Here is an 18201-nt window from a genome sequence, read left to right as displayed (position 1 = left end):
GCGTGGCATGACAGACGTGAAGCCACGCAGCCGGGACGTGACCGACGGCCTGGAGCGCACCGCCGCGCGCGGGATGCTCCGGGCCGTCGGCATGGGTGACGAGGACTGGGAGAAGCCGCAGATCGGTGTCGCCTCGTCGTGGAACGAGATCACGCCGTGCAACCTGTCGCTGGACCGCCTCGCCAAGGCGTCGAAGGACGGGGTGCACGCGGCGGGCGGGTACCCGCTCGAGTTCGGCACGATCTCGGTGTCGGACGGCATCTCGATGGGCCACGAGGGCATGCACTTCTCGCTGGTCTCGCGTGAGGTGATCGCCGACAGCGTCGAGACGGTGATGCAGGCCGAGCGGCTCGACGGCTCGGTGCTGCTGGCCGGGTGCGACAAGTCGTTGCCCGGCATGCTGATGGCGGCGGCACGGCTCGACCTCGCGAGCGTGTTCCTCTACGCCGGGTCGATCCTGCCGGGCCGGGTCACGCTGACCGACGGCACTGAGAAGGAAGTCACGATCATCGACGCGTTCGAGGCGGTCGGGGCCTGCGCGCGCGGGCTCATGAGCCGCGAGGACGTCGACCTGATCGAACGCGCGATCTGCCCCGGCGAGGGCGCGTGCGGCGGCATGTACACCGCGAACACCATGGCCAGCGCGGCCGAGGCCCTGGGCATGTCGCTGCCGGGCAGCGCCGCTCCCCCTGCCACCGACCGCCGCCGCGACGGGTTCGCCCGCAGGTCCGGCCAGGCCGTGGTCGAGATGCTCCGCAAGGGCATCACCGCCCGCCAGATCATGACGCGCGAGGCGTTCGAGAACGCGATCGCCGTCGTCATGGCGTTCGGCGGCTCCACCAACGCCGTGCTGCACCTGCTCGCGATCGCGCACGAGGCCGGCGTCGAGCTGTCGCTGGACGACTTCAGCCGCATCGGCGCACGCGTGCCGCACCTCGCGGACGTGAAGCCGTTCGGGCGCCACGTGATGACGGACGTCGACCGCATCGGCGGCGTGCCCGTGGTGATGAAGGCGCTGCTGGACGCGGGCCTGCTGCACGGCGACTGCCTCACCGTCACCGGCCGCACCGTCGCCGAGAACCTCGCCGACATCGCCCCTCCCGACCCGGACGGCCTCGTCCTGCGCGCGCTGGACAAGCCGATCCACCGCACCGGCGGCATCACGATCCTGAAAGGCTCGCTCGCCCCGGAGGGTGCCGTGGTGAAGTCGGCGGGCTTCGACTCGGACGTCTTCACCGGCACCGCGCGGGTGTTCGACCGCGAACGCGCCGCGATGGACGCCCTGGAGGACGGCACGATCACCGCGGGTGACGTCGTGGTGATCCGCTACGAGGGCCCCAAGGGCGGGCCGGGCATGCGCGAGATGCTCGCCATCACCGCGGCGATCAAGGGCGCGGGCCTCGGCAAGGACGTCCTGCTGCTCACCGACGGCCGCTTCTCCGGCGGCACCACGGGGTTGTGCGTCGGCCACGTGGCACCGGAGGCGGTCGACGGCGGCCCCATCGCGTTCGTGCGCGACGGCGACCGGATCACGCTGAACGTCGCCGCGGGCACGCTCGACGTCGACGCGGACATCGACAGCCGTCGCGAGGGCTGGGCGCCGCTGCCCCCGCGCTACGAACGCGGTGTGCTCGCCAAGTACGCGAAGCTCGTCGGCTCGGCGTCGCGCGGTGCGGTGTGTGACTAGGGGTCACTCACTCGACTGAATTGCCGTGGGGCTGCGGTCACCTGGTCGGTGAGCCCAGGAGACCGGCCCCGCGGCCGCGGGTACCTCGCGAGGGCAAACCGACAGCCAACGCGGAGGGACCAACGCGATGATCGATCAGACGCACGTTGAGGCTCTGTACGACTGCGACGTGATCGACAACAAGGGTGAGAAGATCGGCTCGGTCAAACAGGTGTGGCTCGAGGACGGCACCGGCAGGCCCATGTGGGCCGAGGTCCACACCGGACTGTTCGGCATGAAGGAGAGCTTCGTCCCCATCCAGCAGGGACAGGTGGCGGGAGGCGCGATCACCGTTCCCGTCGCCAAGGAGCAGGTGAAGGACGCGCCGAGCGTGCACACCTCCGGCAACCACATGTCGGACGAGGAGCAGGAGGCGCTCTACCGGCACTACGGGATGATTCCGCAGGCCAAGACCGGTGAGCACGACCGGCTCGACGGCAGGCGCGGCAAGGGTGACCGGGCCGCCGAGGTCACGCTCTCGGAGGAGAAGCTCGACGTCGGCACCCGTGACGTCGAGGCCGGCCGGGTGCGGCTCGTCAAGCACACGGTCACCGAGCAGCGCAACGTCACCGTGCCGGTGACGCACGAGGAGGTCCGGGTGGTGCGCGAGCCCGCTAAGGGTGACGCGCGCCGGGCGTTCGCCGACGACCAGGCCGAGGTCACGCTGCACCGCGAGGAACCGGTGGTGCGCAAGCGCACGGAGGCCGTGGAGCGAGTCCGGCTGGAGAAGGACGCGGTCACCGAGCAGAAGGACGTCAAGGGCGAGGTCCGCAAGGAACGCGTCGAGGTCGAACGCGACGACGAACGGCGCTAGGGCCTGTATCGAAGTCCATGTTCGCGATAGCCGGGCCTGAGGCGGCCCCTGGCGGCACGGCCGGACGGCCCACATACAACACCGGTATGCGGGCCGTCCGGCCGCACCACCAGAAACCACCTCAGGCGCGACTCTCATCGAACGGGACTTCGATACAGGCCCTAGTACAGGCTGTCCAGCACGTCGGCGTAGCGCTTCTCGATCTCCCGGCGGCGCGGCTTCAGCGACGCGGTCAGCAACCCGTCCTCGACGCTGAAGTCGCGCTCCAGCACAGCGAACCGCTTGATCGTCTCGTGCCGCGCCAGCTGCGCGTTGACCGCCTTGATCGCGCTCTCGACCTCGGCCTGGGCGTCGTCCAGACCCGACGCGGTGTCCGGGTCGAGCGTCACGAGCGCCACGCAGTACTTGCGGCGGTCGCCGTGCACGATCACGTTGCTGATGTACGGCGACGCCGCGTTGATCATGCTCTCGATCCGGGCAGGCGCCACGTACTTGCCGCCCGAGGTCTTGATCAGTTCCTTCTTGCGGTCGGTGATCTTCAACCGCCCCGCGTCGTCGAGCTCGCCGATGTCGCCGGTGTGCAGCCAGCCGTCGACCAGCGTCTCGGCCGTGGCGTCGGGCCGGTTGTGGTAGCCGCGCATGACGCCGGGGCCCTTGAGCAGCACCTCGCCGTCGTCCGCGATCTTCACCGACATGCCGGGGATCGGCGGCCCCACCGTGCCGATCTTGATCATGCCCGGCCGGTTGAAGAACGTCGCCGCTGACGACTCGGTGAGCCCGTAGCCCTCGAGGATCGTGATGCCCGCCCGCTCGAAGAACTCCGCGATCTCGGGAGCGAGCGGCGCCGACCCCGACACGAAGTACCGGATCCGCCCGCCCACGCGCTCGCGCAACTTGCGGTACACCAGGCGATCCGCGAGCCAGCGCGTCGCGGGAGGGTGGTCGCGGTCGGCCCAGTTGAAGATCTTCTCGGTGAGCCCGCCCTTCTCCCGCGCCCCCGCGACGATCCGGCCGTGGATCTTCTCGAAGATGCGCGGCGCGGCGGCCACGATCGACGGCCGCAGCTCGCCGAGGTTGTCCACGATCCGCTCGACGCTGCCGTCGACGGCGGTCGGCACACCCGCGGCGATCATCGCCATCGTCAGCACCTTGCCGAACGCGTGCGACAGCGGCAGCCACAGGAAGTGCAGATCGGTGGGTTGCAGAATGCCCAGGGACGCAATGGCTTCCGACGTCGTCAGCCAGTTGTTGTGGGTGAGCTCGACGCCCTTGGGCGTGCCGGTCGTGCCCGAGGTGTAGATCAACGTCGCCAGGTCGTCCGGCCCGAGCTCGTCGATCAACGCGTCGTAGTCGCCGTTCTCCCGGGGAACCGCGCCGAACCGCAGCACCTCGACGTCGTCGGGCATGAGCTCCGCGTGCTCGTCCGTCGCCACGACCACCATCCGGCTGCCGGAGTCGCCGACGATGTGCGCGACCTCGCTCTTGGTGCTGTTCGGGTAGATCGTCGTGGTGGCGCCACCGGCGGCGAGCACGGCGAGGTCGGTGATGATCCACTCGATGCTCGTGCCGCCCATCAGAGCGACCCGGTCACCCTTCCCGAGCCCCTTCGCGCGCAGCCCGAACGCTTCCGCGGCCACACGTTCCTGCAGCTCAGACCACGTGAGCGAGGCCCAGCCACCGCCGTCGCGATACCGCATCGCCTCGGCGTCGGGCGTGCGGGCGACCCGGTCGCGCAGCAGGCCGGGAATCGACAGCGCCATTGCTTCTCCCCTTCTCTGGAGCGTCGCTCCAGAGCGGTACTCTAACCCTCATGGCTGACCGGAGACAGTCCCTCCTCGACGCGGCCCTGAAGCTCGTCGAAGAGGGCGGCCTGGACGCCGTGACGATCGCAGCACTGACCGAGCGATCCGGCATGTCGAACGGCAGCATCTACCACCACTTCGGCAGCCGCGCGGGCGTGTTCGCCCAGCTCTACGCCGACAGCTACGCCCGCTGCGTGGCCGCGATGCGCCCCGCCCTGGACTCACGCCCGGCCGGCTCCGTCGTGCGCGACCTGGTGCTGCGCTACCTGGACTGGGTCATGGCGAACCCGAGCAGGGCCCGCTTCCTCTACGCCGCCCCCGACCACGCCGACCCGTCGGTGAAGCAGGCGGAGTTCGCACCCGTGCTGGAGTGGTTCCTCGACCGGATGGCATCCGGCGAACTGCGCGCGATCCCGCCGTGGGCACTGGAGCCGGTGGTGATGGGACCAGCCCACGAGTCAGTGCGGCGGTTCCTGCTCGGGGTCTTCGACCTCGCCGAGGCCCGCGACATCATCGCGACCGCCGTCTGCGCCGTCCTCCGCCCGTAGCCCGTCATCGCCGAACACGACGTTGGCCGCCATGCCGACCTGGAAGACCGACCCGCTCACCGGCCCGGAGACGACATTGGTGACGTGCACGTCACCGTTTCCCCCACTCATGGTCGAATTATCACGTCGGTAGCAATAGAACACACGTTCGATTATGCTGCGGACCATGCGCCAGGGTTCCCTGTTCGACCTGGAGGCGGAGCCGGCACTGGCCCCGCTGGCCCCGCGCCGCACAGAGCTGGGCCACGGCGCGTGGATCGACGTCCAACCGGGCTGGCTCGCCGGCGCCGACACCCTGTTCGACCGGCTCGTGGCCGAGGTGCCGTGGCGCGCCGAACGCCGCCAGATGTACGACAACGTGGTCGACGTGCCACGCCTGCTCTGCTTCTACTCGGGGGCGCTGCCGTTCGACGTGCTGACCACGGCTCGCGACGTGTTGTCGGCCCACTACCTGCCCGAGCTGAAGGAGCCGTTCACCACCGCGGGGCTTTGCTACTACCGCGACGGGCGGGACAGCGTGGCCTGGCACGGGGACACGATCGGGCGCGGTCAGACCGAGGACACGATGGTCGCGATCCTGTCGGTGGGGACGCCTCGTGCGCTCTTGTTGCGGCCGCGTGGTGGTGGGGAGACGCACAAGTACGCGTTGGGGCACGGCGATCTGCTCGTGATGGGTGGGTCGTGTCAGCGGACCTGGGAGCACGCCGTTCCGAAGACCTCCAAGGCGGTCGGTCCCCGGATCAGCGTGCAGTTCCGCCCGCGCGGGGTTCGTTAGATCACGTCGACGAACACCGGGTTGGCGTAGAACCAGAGGTCCGACCAGGGATCGGAATTCGCGATCTCGTCGATCACCGGGTCGCCCGCCGAGGTCAACCGCTTGCCGTCGCTCCCCCGCAGCCGCAGGTAGAACGACCGCTCGACACCCGCGAACGTGTGCGTGAACCGGATCTTGCCCCGCCGCGGCACCTCGAACGTCCGAACCACGGAAGTCTCCGGCGCGAGAAACACGTCCCGGTCGACGCAGGGCCCGGTCACCGGGCCCGCGATCAGGTCGACCTTGGCGAGCACCGGCACCGAACCAGCCCAGTTCGGACCGGAGGCGCGGTCGATCTCGATCGTCACCTCGACGTCGCCGCCGCGGCGCACGAACGTCCGCCCGCCCAGGGTGACGCCGCGCAGGTCCTCGCGTGAGCGGACGCGCAGTCCCAGCCCGTCGATCAGGCGGCCGTGCACCGTCAGCACCTTGCCCGACTGCAGGCCCCGCATGATGTCCACATAGGACTTGGAGCGCGCGCCCACGACGTTCGCGCCGTACTGGCCGGGGAAGAAGTCGCCGTACCCGGTCTGCTGGACGCCCGAGTCGATCGGTGCGCCTTTCGAGCCGGTGGTGGCGTAGTCCTGCTTGCCCGGCGTCAGCGTGTCGCCGAGGACCTGGTGCACGTCCGAGTTCGCGGTGATCCACCACGGGCGCCCCTCGGCGAGCAGGGCGTCCCACAGGCCGCCGACGCGCGCGGTCATCCAGTCGAAGCCGCCGTGCGTGCGGTAGGACTCCATCGGGTAGCCGGGGAACGAGTCGGCCAGTGGTGCGGCCAGGTCGTAGTAGCCGCGGGCACGGCCGGGGCCGCCGGCGGACTTCGGGATGCCCGCCGCCTGGTGGCCGGGCGCGCCCTCCATGCCGACGGCGACCGAAGGAGCCGCGTCCCGCCAGCCGCGCAGTTCGTGCGGGCTGTCCAGGCCGCGCCGGGCCGGGTGGTTCGCGAACATCAGCGCGATCTCGGTCCGTCCGGAGAGGACCTGCGCCTCCAGGTAGCGCAACGCGGCCAGGGCTAGCGGCTCGGTGTTGCCGGCGATGCGGCCGTCGTAGGAGAGCTCGAACGCCTTGAGGATGGCGGCGGTGTGCTTGCCGGGCGGCAGGAACACGGTGGCGTGCTCCGCGCCCGGGATGTTCCACTCCAGCCCCTGGTAGACCAGCACGTCGCGCTGGGCACGGCGGGCGCGCTCGATGTCCGGCGTGACCTGGTCGATCGAGAACTTCTGGTGCGCGGGACCGCCGTGGTCGGTGATCACGACCCAGTCCAGGCCGAACTCGCGGGCCTTGCGCACCTGGTGCTCGATCGGGTACTGGCCGTCGTCCGAGTACTGCGTGTGGATGTGGTGGTCGCCCGCGTACCAGCGCTCACCACCGGCCCAGGGGTTCACGGGGACGAGCGCGGCGGCCTTGCCCGTGCCGACCGCGACGGCACCGGCCGCGATGCCCAGGCCGGCGAGGAACCTGCGGCGTTCGACCGACAACGGATGGTCGTCGTCGTGGTGCGGGTGATCGTGTGAGTGGGACATGTGCACGATCTCAACCGGTCGACCTGTCGAGGGCGATGAACGGTCGATGAATCCTGGTACCGGGAAATTCGTTCACACGGCCTGAACGGCCAGCAGCGCGAGGTCGTCGTGGTCGTCGCGGTCCAGCCACTTCAGCACGGCTTCCTCGCAGTGCCTGGCGATCTCCTCTGACGACAGGCCCTTGCACTCCTTCAGCACGGTCCGCAGGCGCTGTTCGCCGAACAGCTCGGTGCGGTCGGTGTGCGCGCGGGCCTCGGTGAAGCCGTCGGAGTACAGGACCAGCGTGTCGCCGGGCGCGAGCGTCACCTGCTCGCCGTGGAACCGGACGTCGGACAGGATGCCGACGATCGCTCCCGGCGCGCTGACGTCCTGCACCGTGCCGTCCGCGCGCAGGATCAGCGGTGCGGGGTGGCCGCCGGAGGCGAGTGAGATCCGGACGCCGCCGGACGACAACGGGACCAGCTCGCCCACGACGATCGTGGTGAAGAGCTTGGAACCGGTGGCGCGCAACGAGGTGTTCAGCAGGTGCAGCAGGCGCACCGGGTTCGTCTCGACGAGCGACAGGGCCTGCAGCGACTGGCGCACGCGTCCACTGTGGACCGCGGCCTCCAGGCCGTGACCGCAGACGTCGCCGAGCGCGAACGTCGCCGAGCCGTCGGTGCGCGGGTGCACGTCGTAGAAGTCGCCGCCGACGAGCGCGCGCTGGTGGGCGGGGACGAACACCGACGCGAGCGACACCCCGCGCACCTCGGGCAGCGGCAACGGCAGCAGCGCCGAGCGCAGCACCTCGATGGTCCGCTGCTGCTCGGTCAGCCGGGACGACGACTCCAGCGCCACGGCGGCGTGCTTGCCGAACAGCCGGACGCGCTCGACGTCGTTCGGCGCGAACTCGCCCCTGCGCAGCACGACCAGGGCCCCGCCGACGCCCAGCGGCACGGCCAGGGCGCAGCCGAAGTCGTCCGGCACGCCCCAGCTACCTTCACCCAAAGAGGTGATCCTGGTCAGCGTCGACGTGCCCGTCAGGACCTCCGTCAGCACGCTGGCCCGGCGCGGCGTGCGCACGAGGGTGGGCTCGCCGCCGTCGCAACGCCACCACTCCAGACGGTCACGCGTGGCGGGCACGACGGCGACGCAGTGCTCCCCCAGCAGCTCCGCGGCGAGTTGCACGATGGTCTTCAGCGTGTCCTGCCGCGACGTGCCGCTCGCGAGCCGCAGGTGGGCGTGATCGAGCGCGGAGTCCGTGAAGTACCAGGCGCTCCAGCCCTCGCCGAGGTCGTGGTGACGGCCGGCCACGTGCACGTCGAAGCGCTCGCCGAGGCACAGTCTGGGGAACCGCTCGGCGGCCGCGGCGTTGCGCACGCGCACCAGACCGGCCGGGTCCACGACGAGAACGGCTTCGCGCAGCCCGTCCACCAGGCGCTGCCAGCCGTCGAGGTCGATGCCCACGGCGCTGCTCATCCGCTGTTGTCCAGCGCAGCCGGCCGAATCATCACGGCCTCCTGCGGGTAGTTGGCGTGCATCGCGGCATCAAGTTACCTCGCTCCCAACCTAACGTGGCAGGCTTGGCTGCGACCACCGAGGCACGGAGGCTTGGAGTGACCACGGCCAACGAAGAGACGGACGCAACCCTCGAAAGGGTTCTCTCGGCGATGAGAGACCTGCGTGACGGCAACTTCCGCCGCAGGTTGGTGGTGCCGGGGAACGGGGCGTTGTCGGCGCTCGCCGACGTGTTCAACGAGATCGCGGAGCGCAACCAGTGGCTCGCCGGTGAGCTGGGCAGGGTCCGGCAGGCGGTCGGCCAGGAGGGCAGGCTCACCGAACGGGTGGCGCCCGCGGGTACCGCCGGCGGCTGGTCGCTGATGGCCGACTCGGTGAACGGCCTGGTCGAGGACCTGGTGCGGCCGACGAGCGAGCTGAGCCGCGTGCTCGCCGCCGTCGCCGAGGGCGACCTGACCAAGCGCATGTCGGACCAGACGCTGCGTGGTGAGTTCGCCACGCTCGGTTCGACGGTGAACGGCCTGGTGGACCAGCTGTCGTCGTTCGCCGACGAGGTCACCCGCGTCGCCCGCGAGGTCGGCACGGACGGCAGGCTGGGCGGCCAGGCGAAGGTCCCTGGTGTGGCCGGCACCTGGCGCGACCTGACCGACTCGGTGAACGTCATGGCGAACAACCTGACCAACCAGGTCCGCAACATCGCCCAGGTCGCGACCGCGGTGGCGAACGGCGACCTGACCCAGAAGATCACGGTCGACGTCTCCGGCGAGATGCTGGAGCTGAAGAACACGCTGAACACGATGGTCGACCAGCTGTCGTCGTTCGCCGACGAGGTCACCCGCGTCGCGCGCGAGGTCGGCACGGACGGCAAGCTCGGCGGCCAGGCGAAGGTCCCCGGCGTCGGCGGCACGTGGCGCGACCTCACCGACAACGTGAACTTCATGGCGGAGAACCTGACCACTCAGGTCCGCAACATCGCCCAGGTCACCACCGCCGTCGCGCAGGGCGACCTGACCCAGAAGATCACCGTCGACGCCCGCGGCGAGATCCTCGAACTCAAGTCCACGATCAACACGATGGTCGACCAGCTCTCGTCGTTCGCCGACGAGGTCACCCGCGTCGCCCGCGAGGTCGGTTCGGACGGCCGGCTGGGCGGTCAGGCCCAGGTGCCGGGTGTGGCGGGCACGTGGCGCGACCTGACCGAGTCGGTCAACGTCATGGCGAACAACCTGACGACCCAGGTCCGCAACATCGCCCAGGTCACCACCGCCGTCGCGCGCGGCGACCTGACCCAGAAGATCACCGTCGACGCCCGCGGCGAGATCCTCGAACTCAAGTCCACGATCAACACGATGGTCGACCAGCTCTCGTCGTTCGCCGACGAGGTCACCCGCGTCGCCCGCGAGGTCGGCACCGAGGGCCGCCTCGGTGGTCAGGCGCAGGTTCCCGGCGTCGCCGGCACCTGGCGCGACCTGACCGACAACGTCAACTTCATGGCGAACAACCTGACCAACCAGGTCCGCAACATCGCCCACGTCGCCACGGCCGTCGCGAACGGCGACCTGTCGCAGAAGATCACCGTCGACGCGCGCGGCGAGATCCTCGAGCTGAAGTCCACTTTGAACACAATGGTCGACCAGCTGTCGTCGTTCGCGGAGGAGGTCACCCGCGTCGCCCGCGAGGTCGGCACCGACGGCCGCCTGGGCGGTCAGGCCCGCGTGCAGGGCGTCGCCGGCACGTGGAAGGACCTCACCGACAACGTCAACCTGATGGCGGACAACCTGACCAACCAGGTCCGCAACATCGCCGCCGTCGCCACCGCGGTCGCGAACGGCGACCTATCGAAGAAGATCACCGTCGAGGCGAAGGGCGAGGTCGCCGCCCTCGCCGAGACCCTCAACGGCATGGTCGACACGCTGCGCGCGTTCGGTGACGAGGTCACCCGCGTCGCCCGCGAGGTCGGCACCGAGGGCATCCTCGGCGGCCAGGCCCGCGTGTCCGGCGTGGCGGGCACGTGGAAGGACCTCACCGACTCGGTGAACTTCATGGCGGACAACCTGACCAACCAGGTCCGCAACATCGCCCAGGTCACCACGGCGGTGGCCCAGGGCGACCTGACGAAGAAGATCGACGTCTCTGCCCGCGGCGAGATCCTCGAACTGAAGACCACGATCAACACGATGGTCGACCAGCTCTCGTCGTTCGCCGACGAGGTCACGCGCGTCGCCCGCGAGGTCGGCACCGAGGGCAAGCTCGGTGGTCAGGCCGAAGTGGACGGTGTGGCGGGCACGTGGCAGAAGCTGACCGACAACGTGAACCAGCTGGCCTCGAACCTGACCACGCAGGTCCGCGCGATCGCCGCCGTCGCCACCGCCGTGACCGCGGGCGACCTGACCAGGCAGATCACCGTCGACGCGTCCGGCGAGCTCGCCGAGCTGAAGGACAACGTCAACCAGATGATCGCCAACCTCAAGGAGACCACCAGGGCCAACCGCGAGCAGTACTGGCTCAAGACCAACCTGGCCCGCCTGTCGGGCCTCATGCAGGGCCACCGCGACCTGCGCGCCCTCGCCTCGCTGATCATGAGCGAGCTGACGCCGCTGGTCAGCGCCCACCACGGCGCCTTCTTCCAGGTCCAGGAGGACGACGACTCCAAGCAGACCCTGGAGCTCACCGCCTCCTACGGCTTCCGCCTGGACGACGCCCGCACCACCAAGGTGGCCATGGGCGAGTCGCTGGTGGGCCAGTCCGCGCTGGAGAAGAAGACCATCCTGGTCACCGACGTCCCGCCCGGTTACCTGACCGTCTCGTCCTCACTGGGCGAGTCGGCCCCGGTCAACCTGGTGATACTTCCGATCCTCTTCCAGGGCGAGACCCTGGGCGTGATCGAGCTGGCCTCGCTGAACGTCTTCTCCGACGTCCACCTGGACCTCCTCGACCAGCTCAAGGAGGCCATCGGCGTCAACGTGAACACGATGCTCGCCAACTCCCGCACCGACGCCCTGCTGGTCGAGTCCCAGCGCCTGACCGCGGAGCTCCGCGCGGGTTCCGAGGAGCTGGAGGACCGGGCCCGTCAGCTCCAGACGGCCTCGAAGTACAAGTCCGAGTTCATGGCCAACATGTCCCACGAGCTCCGCACCCCGCTGAACTCGCTGCTGATCCTGGCCAAGCTGCTCGCCGACAACCTCGACGGCAACCTCAACGCCAAGCAGGTCGAGTTCGCCCGCACGATCCACTCGTCCGGCTCCGACCTCCTCCAGCTGATCAACGACATCCTCGACCTCACCAAGGTCGAGGCGGGCCACATGACGCTGCACGAGGACCCGGTCCGCGTGGACGAGCTCGTCCGCTACGTCGAAACCCTCTGCCTGCCGCTGACCGCGGAGAAGAACCTCGAGTTCTCCGTCCGCGTCGACCCGAACGTCCCCGAGACCCTCCGCACCGACGAGCACCGCCTCCAGCAGATCCTGCGCAACCTGCTCTCGAACGCCGTCAAGTTCACCCACGACGGCGGCATCCGCCTGCACGTGCGCATGGACGATCCGTCCACAGTGGCCTTCGACGTGCACGACACGGGCATCGGCATCCCGGCCGAGAAACTGGCCGTCATCTTCGAGGCCTTCCAACAGGCCGACGGCACGACGTCCCGCAAGTACGGCGGCACGGGCCTGGGCCTCTCCATCAGCCGGGAACTGGCCCAGCTGCTCAACGGCGCGCTGCGAGTCCGCTCCGAACCGGGCATCGGCTCGACCTTCACCCTCTGCCTGCCGTTGGGCAAGGTCGTCTCCGACGCCGTCGTCCTGCCGGAACCCACCCCGATCGTCACCCCGGCCCCGGTGCTGGCCGCCTCGGGCTCGATCCGCTTCCACGGCGAAAAGGTGCTGGTGGTCGACGACGACCTGCGCAACGTCTTCGCCCTGACCAGCGTGCTCGAACTGCACGGCCTGGAGGCGATTTACGCGGACAACGGAATCACCGGCGTCCGGGCGCTCGAACAATACGACGACGTGGCCATCGTCCTGATGGACATCATGATGCCGGAATTGGACGGAAACGCGACCATTTCCGCCATCCGGGCCATGGAACGGTATGCCGATCTGCCCGTCATCGCCGTCACCGCGAAGGCGATGAAGGGCGACCGGGAGAAGTCACTGGCGTCCGGCGCGACCGACTACGTGACCAAGCCGGTGGACACCGAGCATCTGATCAGGTTGATCGCCTACTACCTGGGGGTGTCCGCGGAAGCGTGACCGGCCAGGGCACACCCTCAGTGAGCCGTGTCCACCGGCTCCTGAACAGCCGCGTCCACCGTCTCGTGCAAGCTCAGGACCCCGGCCACGTCGGCGAGCTCGAACAACCGCTGAACCGGTGCCTGGGTGGCGGCGATCCGCAGCTGCCCGCCGGCCTCGGTCAACCGCCGGTGCCAGTCGAGCACCAGCGCGAGCCCGGTCGAGTCCATGAACTGCAACCCGGACAAATCGAGCACGGCGTGCGCCCCGGTCACATCGGCGTCCAGCCGTGCCGACAGCACAGGGACGGTGTCGATGTCCAGCTCACCGGTGACGGCGAGCACTCGCCACCCCCGCTGGACCTCGCTGCCGACGTTGAGCTCCATCGTCGCCGTTCCTTCCGCCACGCCCGACTCGTGCGACCCAAATCGTGCAGCACGACGTCAAAGCATGCGACCACCGGGGGGCTGAAAGATCCGAACAACCCGCCGGATGTGCGACGATGCGCCTTGTGCTGAACGACCCACTGGCCGAGGTGCGGGTGACTCTGACCGCCGAGGGTGGATCGTGCGCTCGTGCACGTCAGGTGGTCCGCGACGCCGCCACCTCGTGGGGGCTGTCGGAGGACCTGACGGACGACGCGCAGCTCGTCGTCACCGAGCTCGTGTCGAACGGCATCGACCACGGTGAGGGACTGATCACACTCACCGTCAGCCGCAGGAACAGCGGCATGTTGGTCGAGGTGCACGACGAGTCGTCGAAGCAGCCTCAGCTGAGGCCGGTGGACCCGAGCTCGGCGCGGGGACGCGGGATGCAGCTCGTGCAGGCGCTGAGCGCGCGCTGGGGAACGAAGCCGGGCGTGCGGGGCAAAGTCGTGTGGGCCGAGTTGGAGTCCTGAGAACGGGTACTAAGCCCGTATGACAGCCACACCGCCTGATCCTGATCCGCAGCGCACGCCAGGGCTGGAGCCCGGTGGCGGGGTGCGACCAGGAGACACCCCGCCCGAATCCGGACAGACCTCAGGTCTGTCGCATCGCGAGCCGACTCCGCCGAAGGCGACCACGGCACGCGTTGTGATCGCGATCATCGTGGTCTTCGCCGTACTGGTGGCCGCGATGCTGCTGACCCAGGCCTTTCTGCTGAGCTGACGACTCAGCCGGACAGACGCGACGCGAGCAGGCGCTTGCCCTGCTCGGCGCCCTTGCGGCTGTCGGTCTGCGCCTTCTTGAAGAACTCCGCCAGCTCGTTGTCGCCCTCGCGCTCCGCGTCCTGGATGAACGTCTCCAGCCGCAGCGCGTTGTCGAGGCACGCCTCGGTGAACCAGAGGATGTTGTAGTCCTTGTCCTTGGTTCCTGTGACGTGACCGGTTTCCGTGGTCGACACGGTTCCCTCCTCGCCTATCAGGGGATTTGTGGTCACTGGGCGTGTACCCGCCATGGCCGTTGGAAAACCGTCCCGGCTTGTGGTCGTCACCCGAAGGCGCGTACGGTCGGTGCGGACGGGAGTCCTAATGAACCAGCTTCGACAGAGAACGACCTACGTCCAGTCCATTCCGATCGTCTCGCTCACCGGCGAGATCGACATGATGTCGTCCGCCCCGGTGACCAGCAGGCTCGCCGAGCTGCTCGACCGCAAGCCGCCCGCCCTGGTCGTCGACCTGCGGGAGGTCCAGTTCTTCGGGTCGGAGGGGATCCGCGCTCTGGTGGAGACCCAGCACCAGGCCGACGAGCTCGGCGTCAAGTTCGGCGTCGTCAGCGACACGAGAGTTGTGTTGCGTCCCTTGGAAATGACGGCCGTCGATCAGCTGCTGCTGTTGTTCAACGACGTCGACGACGCCGTCACGGCCCTCAGCGCCTGCTAGGCGGCTGACTCTCGCCGGCCGCGCGACCGCTCCACCAGGTCGAGCAGCAGACCTTCCTTGGTGGACCACGGCGAGATGTCCACGATTTCGTGTCCGGAGACCCTCATCAACGCTTCCGCGACCACCGCGCCCGCCAACGACTGCTGGGCCCGGTGGCGGGAAATCCCCGGCAGCGCCGCCCGTTCCCGCACCGACAGCTTCGCGAGCCGCGGAATCCACTTCTCCAGGTCCTTGAGCCGCAACTGACGCGGCGCGTACGTTCCGCTGCGCGCTCCCGCGAGCCGGGCCAGTTGCTCGAACACCTTCGAGCAACCGACGGCGCGAGCGCTCTCATCGCGCGGAAAGACCTCGGCGATCCGTTCCTGGACCTCGGCGCGCATGTCCTGCACCGTCAGCCCGGCGCGCGTCAAAGTCCTTGCCCCCAAAGGCAACGACACCGCGCGCTCGGGTTCGGCCCCCGAACCCGCCGCCAGCTCGACGGTGCCGCCACCGACGTCCAACACGACCATCGGACCGGCGCTCCAGCCGAACCAGTGCCGGGCCGCCGTGTACGAAAGGCGTGCTTCTTCCTTGCCCGACAACACTTTCAGCTCGACGCCGGTGCGTCTGTACACCTTGCGCATCACCTCGTCGGCGTTCGCACTGTCGCGGACGGAGGACGTCGCGAACGGGAGGAAGGGCGTGTCACCGGCCTTCTTGCGGGCGGCCAGCACGGCGGCGCACACCGACGCGATGCCGTCGGAGCTGATCGCTCCCTCGGAGTCGAGCTCGCGGTCCAGGCGCAGCCTGACCTTGTGGGACACCAGCGGACGCAGCAGGTCTCGTTCCACGACCACCAGGTGTGCGCTGAAGCACCCGACGTCCAGAACACCGACCGACATCCGCCACCTTCCTTCTACCAAGAGTCCTTTACCTCATCGGCCACCATTGTGGGAGTCTTGGCACCCGATCAGGGCATCTTCGCCGGATGAGATGCGTTACAGTGCCCCGATGTCCTTGGCAGAGATCCCTTCCCGGCTCGACGACGCCCTGAGCTCCACAGATCGCGGCGTCATCGTCCTGGCGGTGGACGGCCTGTCCTCGGACGTGGCCAAACAATCCTGGCTGTCGGCCTCCCTCTCCACGCTCTCCTCCACCGTGCCGTCCACCTCGGCGACGGCCTTGCTGACCGCGCTGACCGGTGTTCCGGCTGACGTCCACCGCGTGCCGGGAACGGTGTACCGCAACGGATCCGGTCTCGTGCACGCCATCAACGGCGCGCCCGCGATCCCGGATCTGCCGACCGTGCTGGAACGGCACGGCGCCACCGTCCTCGCCCGCGAACTCGACCTGCTGGAAGGGACCTGGGCCCAGGCACTCCTGCGAGGTTGCACCCGGATACCCGCGCCCCCTCGGCACAAACTCACCGCCCAGGCGGAGGATCCGCCGCTGCTCGTCGCCAACGTCGTGGCCGATCTCGACAAGGCGTTGCCCGACGCGCGGTTCCTCTGGACGTACGTGAACGTCGACGACCACGTGCGCGCACACGGTTACGACGAATCGGTGCACGAGGCGATGCTCCGGCTCGACGCGCACGCGTCCCGTTGGGCGGCACAGGGCTGGACCGTCGTGGCGCATTCGGATCACGGCCAGGTGCCCGTCGATCCCGACCCGGCGCTCGTGGCAGCCTGGGACGAGATCGTGCGCGAGGAGTGCGTGATCCCGTCCGGTGGCGCAGGCCGGATGCGCTGGCTCTACCCGGCCGAGGACCGCACGGAGGCCGTTTTCGACCGCGTGGCAACGACTCTGGGCTCCACGGCGACCGTGCACCACGCCGCCGACCTCGGGCTGCCGCAGCCGGAGACGGGTCCCGTCGTGGCCGTGGCGGCGTCGCCGAGGTTCCCGATCGCGGACCCGTCCGCGAAGTTCGAACACGGCGGCACGAGCCGCGACGAGATCGACGTGCCCTTCGCAATCTGGAAGTAGCGATGTGCCGGGTCCCGAATTGTTCATCCTCGTGAATCGCGAAAACCGTTTTTGACTTCTCTTTACAGGCCTTGATCGGATCTGGCAGGGTGTCGCCGGGCGCAAGGACACGAAAGGGACTGGACGGTCTCGTGAATCTGTCTCGACGCACCCTTCTGGCGTCTGCCGCTGCCACTCCCCTGCTCACCGGAGCGGGAATCGGTGTTGGCGAAGCCGCGGCCTCCCCCGCGAAACTGCGCGGCGCGCTGGACTACGGCCTCGCGAAACTGAAGGCGGTCGCACCGGGCATCACGTCGTTCCCGGAGATCACCCGGTTCGAGAAGTGGACCTACGTCGCCGACGGCGGCTGGATCGGCGGGTTCTGGCCGGGCACGCTGTGGCTCGCACACCTCGACAGCGGCGACGCCCGGTTCCGCGCGCTGGCCGAGGCCGCGAACGACAGGCTGGCGCCACGCCGGCTCGAGCCGCGCGACCACGACCTGGGGTTCCTCTTCTACCCCTCCTGGGTCACCGCGTACCGGCTCACCGGCGACACCAGGTGGCGTGACGGCGCGATCGACGCCGCGAACACCCTGATCCTGCGCTGGAACGCCGCCGGCAGGTTCATCCGCGCCTGGGGCAAGCTCGGCACTCCTGGCAACGCGGGCCGCGTCATCATGGACACGATGATGAACCTGGACCTGCTCGCGTTCGCCACCGAGCAGACCGGCGACCGCAAGTTCATCGACATCGCGATCGCCCACGCCAGAACGACGCAGGCGAACTTCCTGCGCTCCGACGGCTCGACCCCGCACGTGTTCGACTTCAACCCGGACACCGGCGCGCCGATCGGCCAGAACACCGTGCAGGGCTACAGCCCGACGTCGTGCTGGTCGCGCGGCCAGTCGTGGGGCATCTACGGCTTCACGACGATGTACCGCCGCACGGGCCTGCGCGAGTTCCGCGACACGGCCCGCAAGATGGCCGACTTCGCGCTGAGCGCTCTCACGCCGGACCACGTGCCGGTGTGGGACTACCGCTCCCCGTTGGGCGCCAACGACATCAAGGACTCGTCGGCGGGCGCGATCCTGGCGTGCGGCCTGCTCGACCTGGCCAAGGTCACTGGCAACGGCCGCTACCGCGAGCGCGCGCTGAGGATCCTCGACGGCCTGGTGAGCACCTGCCTCACCACGAACTCGGCGCGCGCCGAGGCGATCATGGCCCGCGGCACCCGCAACCGCCCGTCCGAGGACGGCGTCGAGGTCTCCCTCCCCTACGGCGACTACTACCTCTTCGAGGCCATCCTCCGCGTCCTCAAACCCACCCAGCTCGCCAAGGCCATCGGCCTCTGAGGCCCCGTGAGCTCAATGAAGGGCTCCTTCATCCACTGAACCGCTCCCCGGAAGTTGGACTGGGAATCCAGTTCCGACTCTCGGGGAGCGGTTG

General features: G+C 69.1%; 16 protein-coding genes. 10 read left to right on the top strand and 6 right to left on the bottom strand.

Annotation, left to right across the window (positions count from 1 at the left end):
* Positions 1-7 precede the first annotated feature (7 nt).
* On the top strand, positions 8-1687 hold the full coding sequence (ilvD, locus tag IEZ09_RS28885) for a dihydroxy-acid dehydratase (protein WP_189256942.1): 1680 nt from the start codon (positions 8-10) through the stop codon (positions 1685-1687).
* 127 nt (positions 1688-1814) lie between these two features.
* Entirely contained in the window at positions 1815-2540 is a 726-nt protein-coding gene (locus IEZ09_RS28880) for a DUF2382 domain-containing protein (protein ID WP_189256941.1), read from the top strand.
* 161 nt (positions 2541-2701) lie between these two features.
* On the opposite strand, the gene IEZ09_RS28875 is transcribed toward IEZ09_RS28880, so the two are convergent.
* The gene (locus tag IEZ09_RS28875) at positions 2702-4300 is read right to left on the bottom strand and encodes an AMP-dependent synthetase/ligase (RefSeq protein ID WP_189256940.1); all 1599 of its coding nucleotides are present in this window, start codon (positions 4298-4300) and stop codon (positions 2702-2704) included.
* Positions 4301-4350: 50 nt separating this feature from the next.
* On the opposite strand from IEZ09_RS28875, the gene IEZ09_RS28870 reads away from it, so the two are divergent.
* Positions 4351-4890, top strand: coding sequence for a TetR/AcrR family transcriptional regulator (locus tag IEZ09_RS28870; protein WP_189256939.1), 540 nt, complete (start codon positions 4351-4353; stop codon positions 4888-4890).
* 166 nt (positions 4891-5056) lie between these two features.
* On the top strand, positions 5057-5665 hold the full coding sequence (locus IEZ09_RS28865) for an alpha-ketoglutarate-dependent dioxygenase AlkB (protein ID WP_229813044.1): 609 nt from the start codon (positions 5057-5059) through the stop codon (positions 5663-5665).
* Here IEZ09_RS28865 and IEZ09_RS28860 read toward each other — a convergent pair.
* Positions 5662-7227 carry a PHP domain-containing protein gene (locus IEZ09_RS28860; protein ID WP_189256937.1) on the bottom strand — a complete coding sequence of 522 codons (1566 nt, stop codon included), beginning with the start codon at positions 7225-7227 and terminating at the stop codon, positions 5662-5664. The two genes, IEZ09_RS28865 and IEZ09_RS28860, sit on opposite strands and share 4 nt — an antisense overlap.
* Positions 7228-7299: 72 nt before the next feature.
* Entirely contained in the window at positions 7300-8685 is a 1386-nt protein-coding gene (locus IEZ09_RS28855; RefSeq protein ID WP_189256936.1) for a PP2C family protein-serine/threonine phosphatase, read from the bottom strand.
* Positions 8686-8876: 191 nt separating this feature from the next.
* Here IEZ09_RS28855 and IEZ09_RS28850 point away from each other — a divergent pair, with 191 nt between their 5' ends.
* Positions 8877-12971: a hybrid sensor histidine kinase/response regulator gene (locus tag IEZ09_RS28850; RefSeq protein WP_229813043.1), complete on the top strand. Its 4095-nt coding sequence runs from the start codon at positions 8877-8879 to the stop codon at positions 12969-12971.
* A 17-nt stretch (positions 12972-12988) separates the two neighbouring features.
* Here IEZ09_RS28850 and IEZ09_RS28845 read toward each other — a convergent pair whose 3' ends face one another.
* Positions 12989-13357: an STAS domain-containing protein gene (locus IEZ09_RS28845; RefSeq protein ID WP_229813042.1), complete on the bottom strand. Its 369-nt coding sequence runs from the start codon at positions 13355-13357 to the stop codon at positions 12989-12991.
* Between the two features lie 95 nt (positions 13358-13452).
* Here IEZ09_RS28845 and IEZ09_RS28840 point away from each other — a divergent pair, with 95 nt between their 5' ends.
* Both IEZ09_RS28840 and IEZ09_RS28835 read left to right on the top strand, forming a co-directional pair.
* Positions 13453-13848: an ATP-binding protein gene (locus IEZ09_RS28840; RefSeq protein WP_229813041.1), complete on the top strand. Its 396-nt coding sequence runs from the start codon at positions 13453-13455 to the stop codon at positions 13846-13848.
* A gap of 19 nt (positions 13849-13867) precedes the next feature.
* Positions 13868-14098, top strand: coding sequence for a DUF6480 family protein (locus IEZ09_RS28835; protein WP_189256934.1), 231 nt, complete (start codon positions 13868-13870; stop codon positions 14096-14098).
* Between the two features lie 4 nt (positions 14099-14102).
* On the opposite strand, the gene IEZ09_RS28830 is transcribed toward IEZ09_RS28835, so the two are convergent.
* The gene (locus IEZ09_RS28830; protein ID WP_189256933.1) at positions 14103-14333 is read right to left on the bottom strand and encodes a hypothetical protein; all 231 of its coding nucleotides are present in this window, start codon (positions 14331-14333) and stop codon (positions 14103-14105) included.
* Positions 14334-14460: 127 nt separating this feature from the next.
* Between IEZ09_RS28830 and IEZ09_RS28825 the strand changes: the two genes are divergently transcribed.
* Positions 14461-14811, top strand: coding sequence for an STAS domain-containing protein (locus IEZ09_RS28825; protein WP_189256932.1), 351 nt, complete (start codon positions 14461-14463; stop codon positions 14809-14811).
* On the opposite strand, the gene IEZ09_RS28820 is transcribed toward IEZ09_RS28825, so the two are convergent.
* The gene (locus IEZ09_RS28820) at positions 14808-15692 is read right to left on the bottom strand and encodes a Ppx/GppA phosphatase family protein (protein ID WP_189256931.1); all 885 of its coding nucleotides are present in this window, start codon (positions 15690-15692) and stop codon (positions 14808-14810) included. The two genes, IEZ09_RS28825 and IEZ09_RS28820, sit on opposite strands and share 4 nt — an antisense overlap.
* Before the next feature lie 109 nt (positions 15693-15801).
* Here IEZ09_RS28820 and IEZ09_RS28815 point away from each other — a divergent pair, with 109 nt between their 5' ends.
* Both IEZ09_RS28815 and IEZ09_RS28810 read left to right on the top strand, forming a co-directional pair.
* On the top strand, positions 15802-16776 hold the full coding sequence (locus IEZ09_RS28815; protein ID WP_189256930.1) for a hypothetical protein: 975 nt from the start codon (positions 15802-15804) through the stop codon (positions 16774-16776).
* Positions 16777-16907: 131 nt separating this feature from the next.
* Positions 16908-18107 carry a YyaL domain-containing protein gene (locus IEZ09_RS28810; protein ID WP_189256929.1) on the top strand — a complete coding sequence of 400 codons (1200 nt, stop codon included), beginning with the start codon at positions 16908-16910 and terminating at the stop codon, positions 18105-18107.
* Positions 18108-18201: the final 94 nt, after the last annotated feature.

The sequence above is a fragment of the Lentzea flava genome (assembly GCF_014648475.1).
In the GTDB taxonomy this organism is placed as follows: domain Bacteria; phylum Actinomycetota; class Actinomycetes; order Mycobacteriales; family Pseudonocardiaceae; genus Lentzea; species Lentzea flava.
The sequence above is the reverse complement of the archived record's forward strand: the minus strand, read 5'-3'. Positions and strand labels throughout refer to the sequence as shown.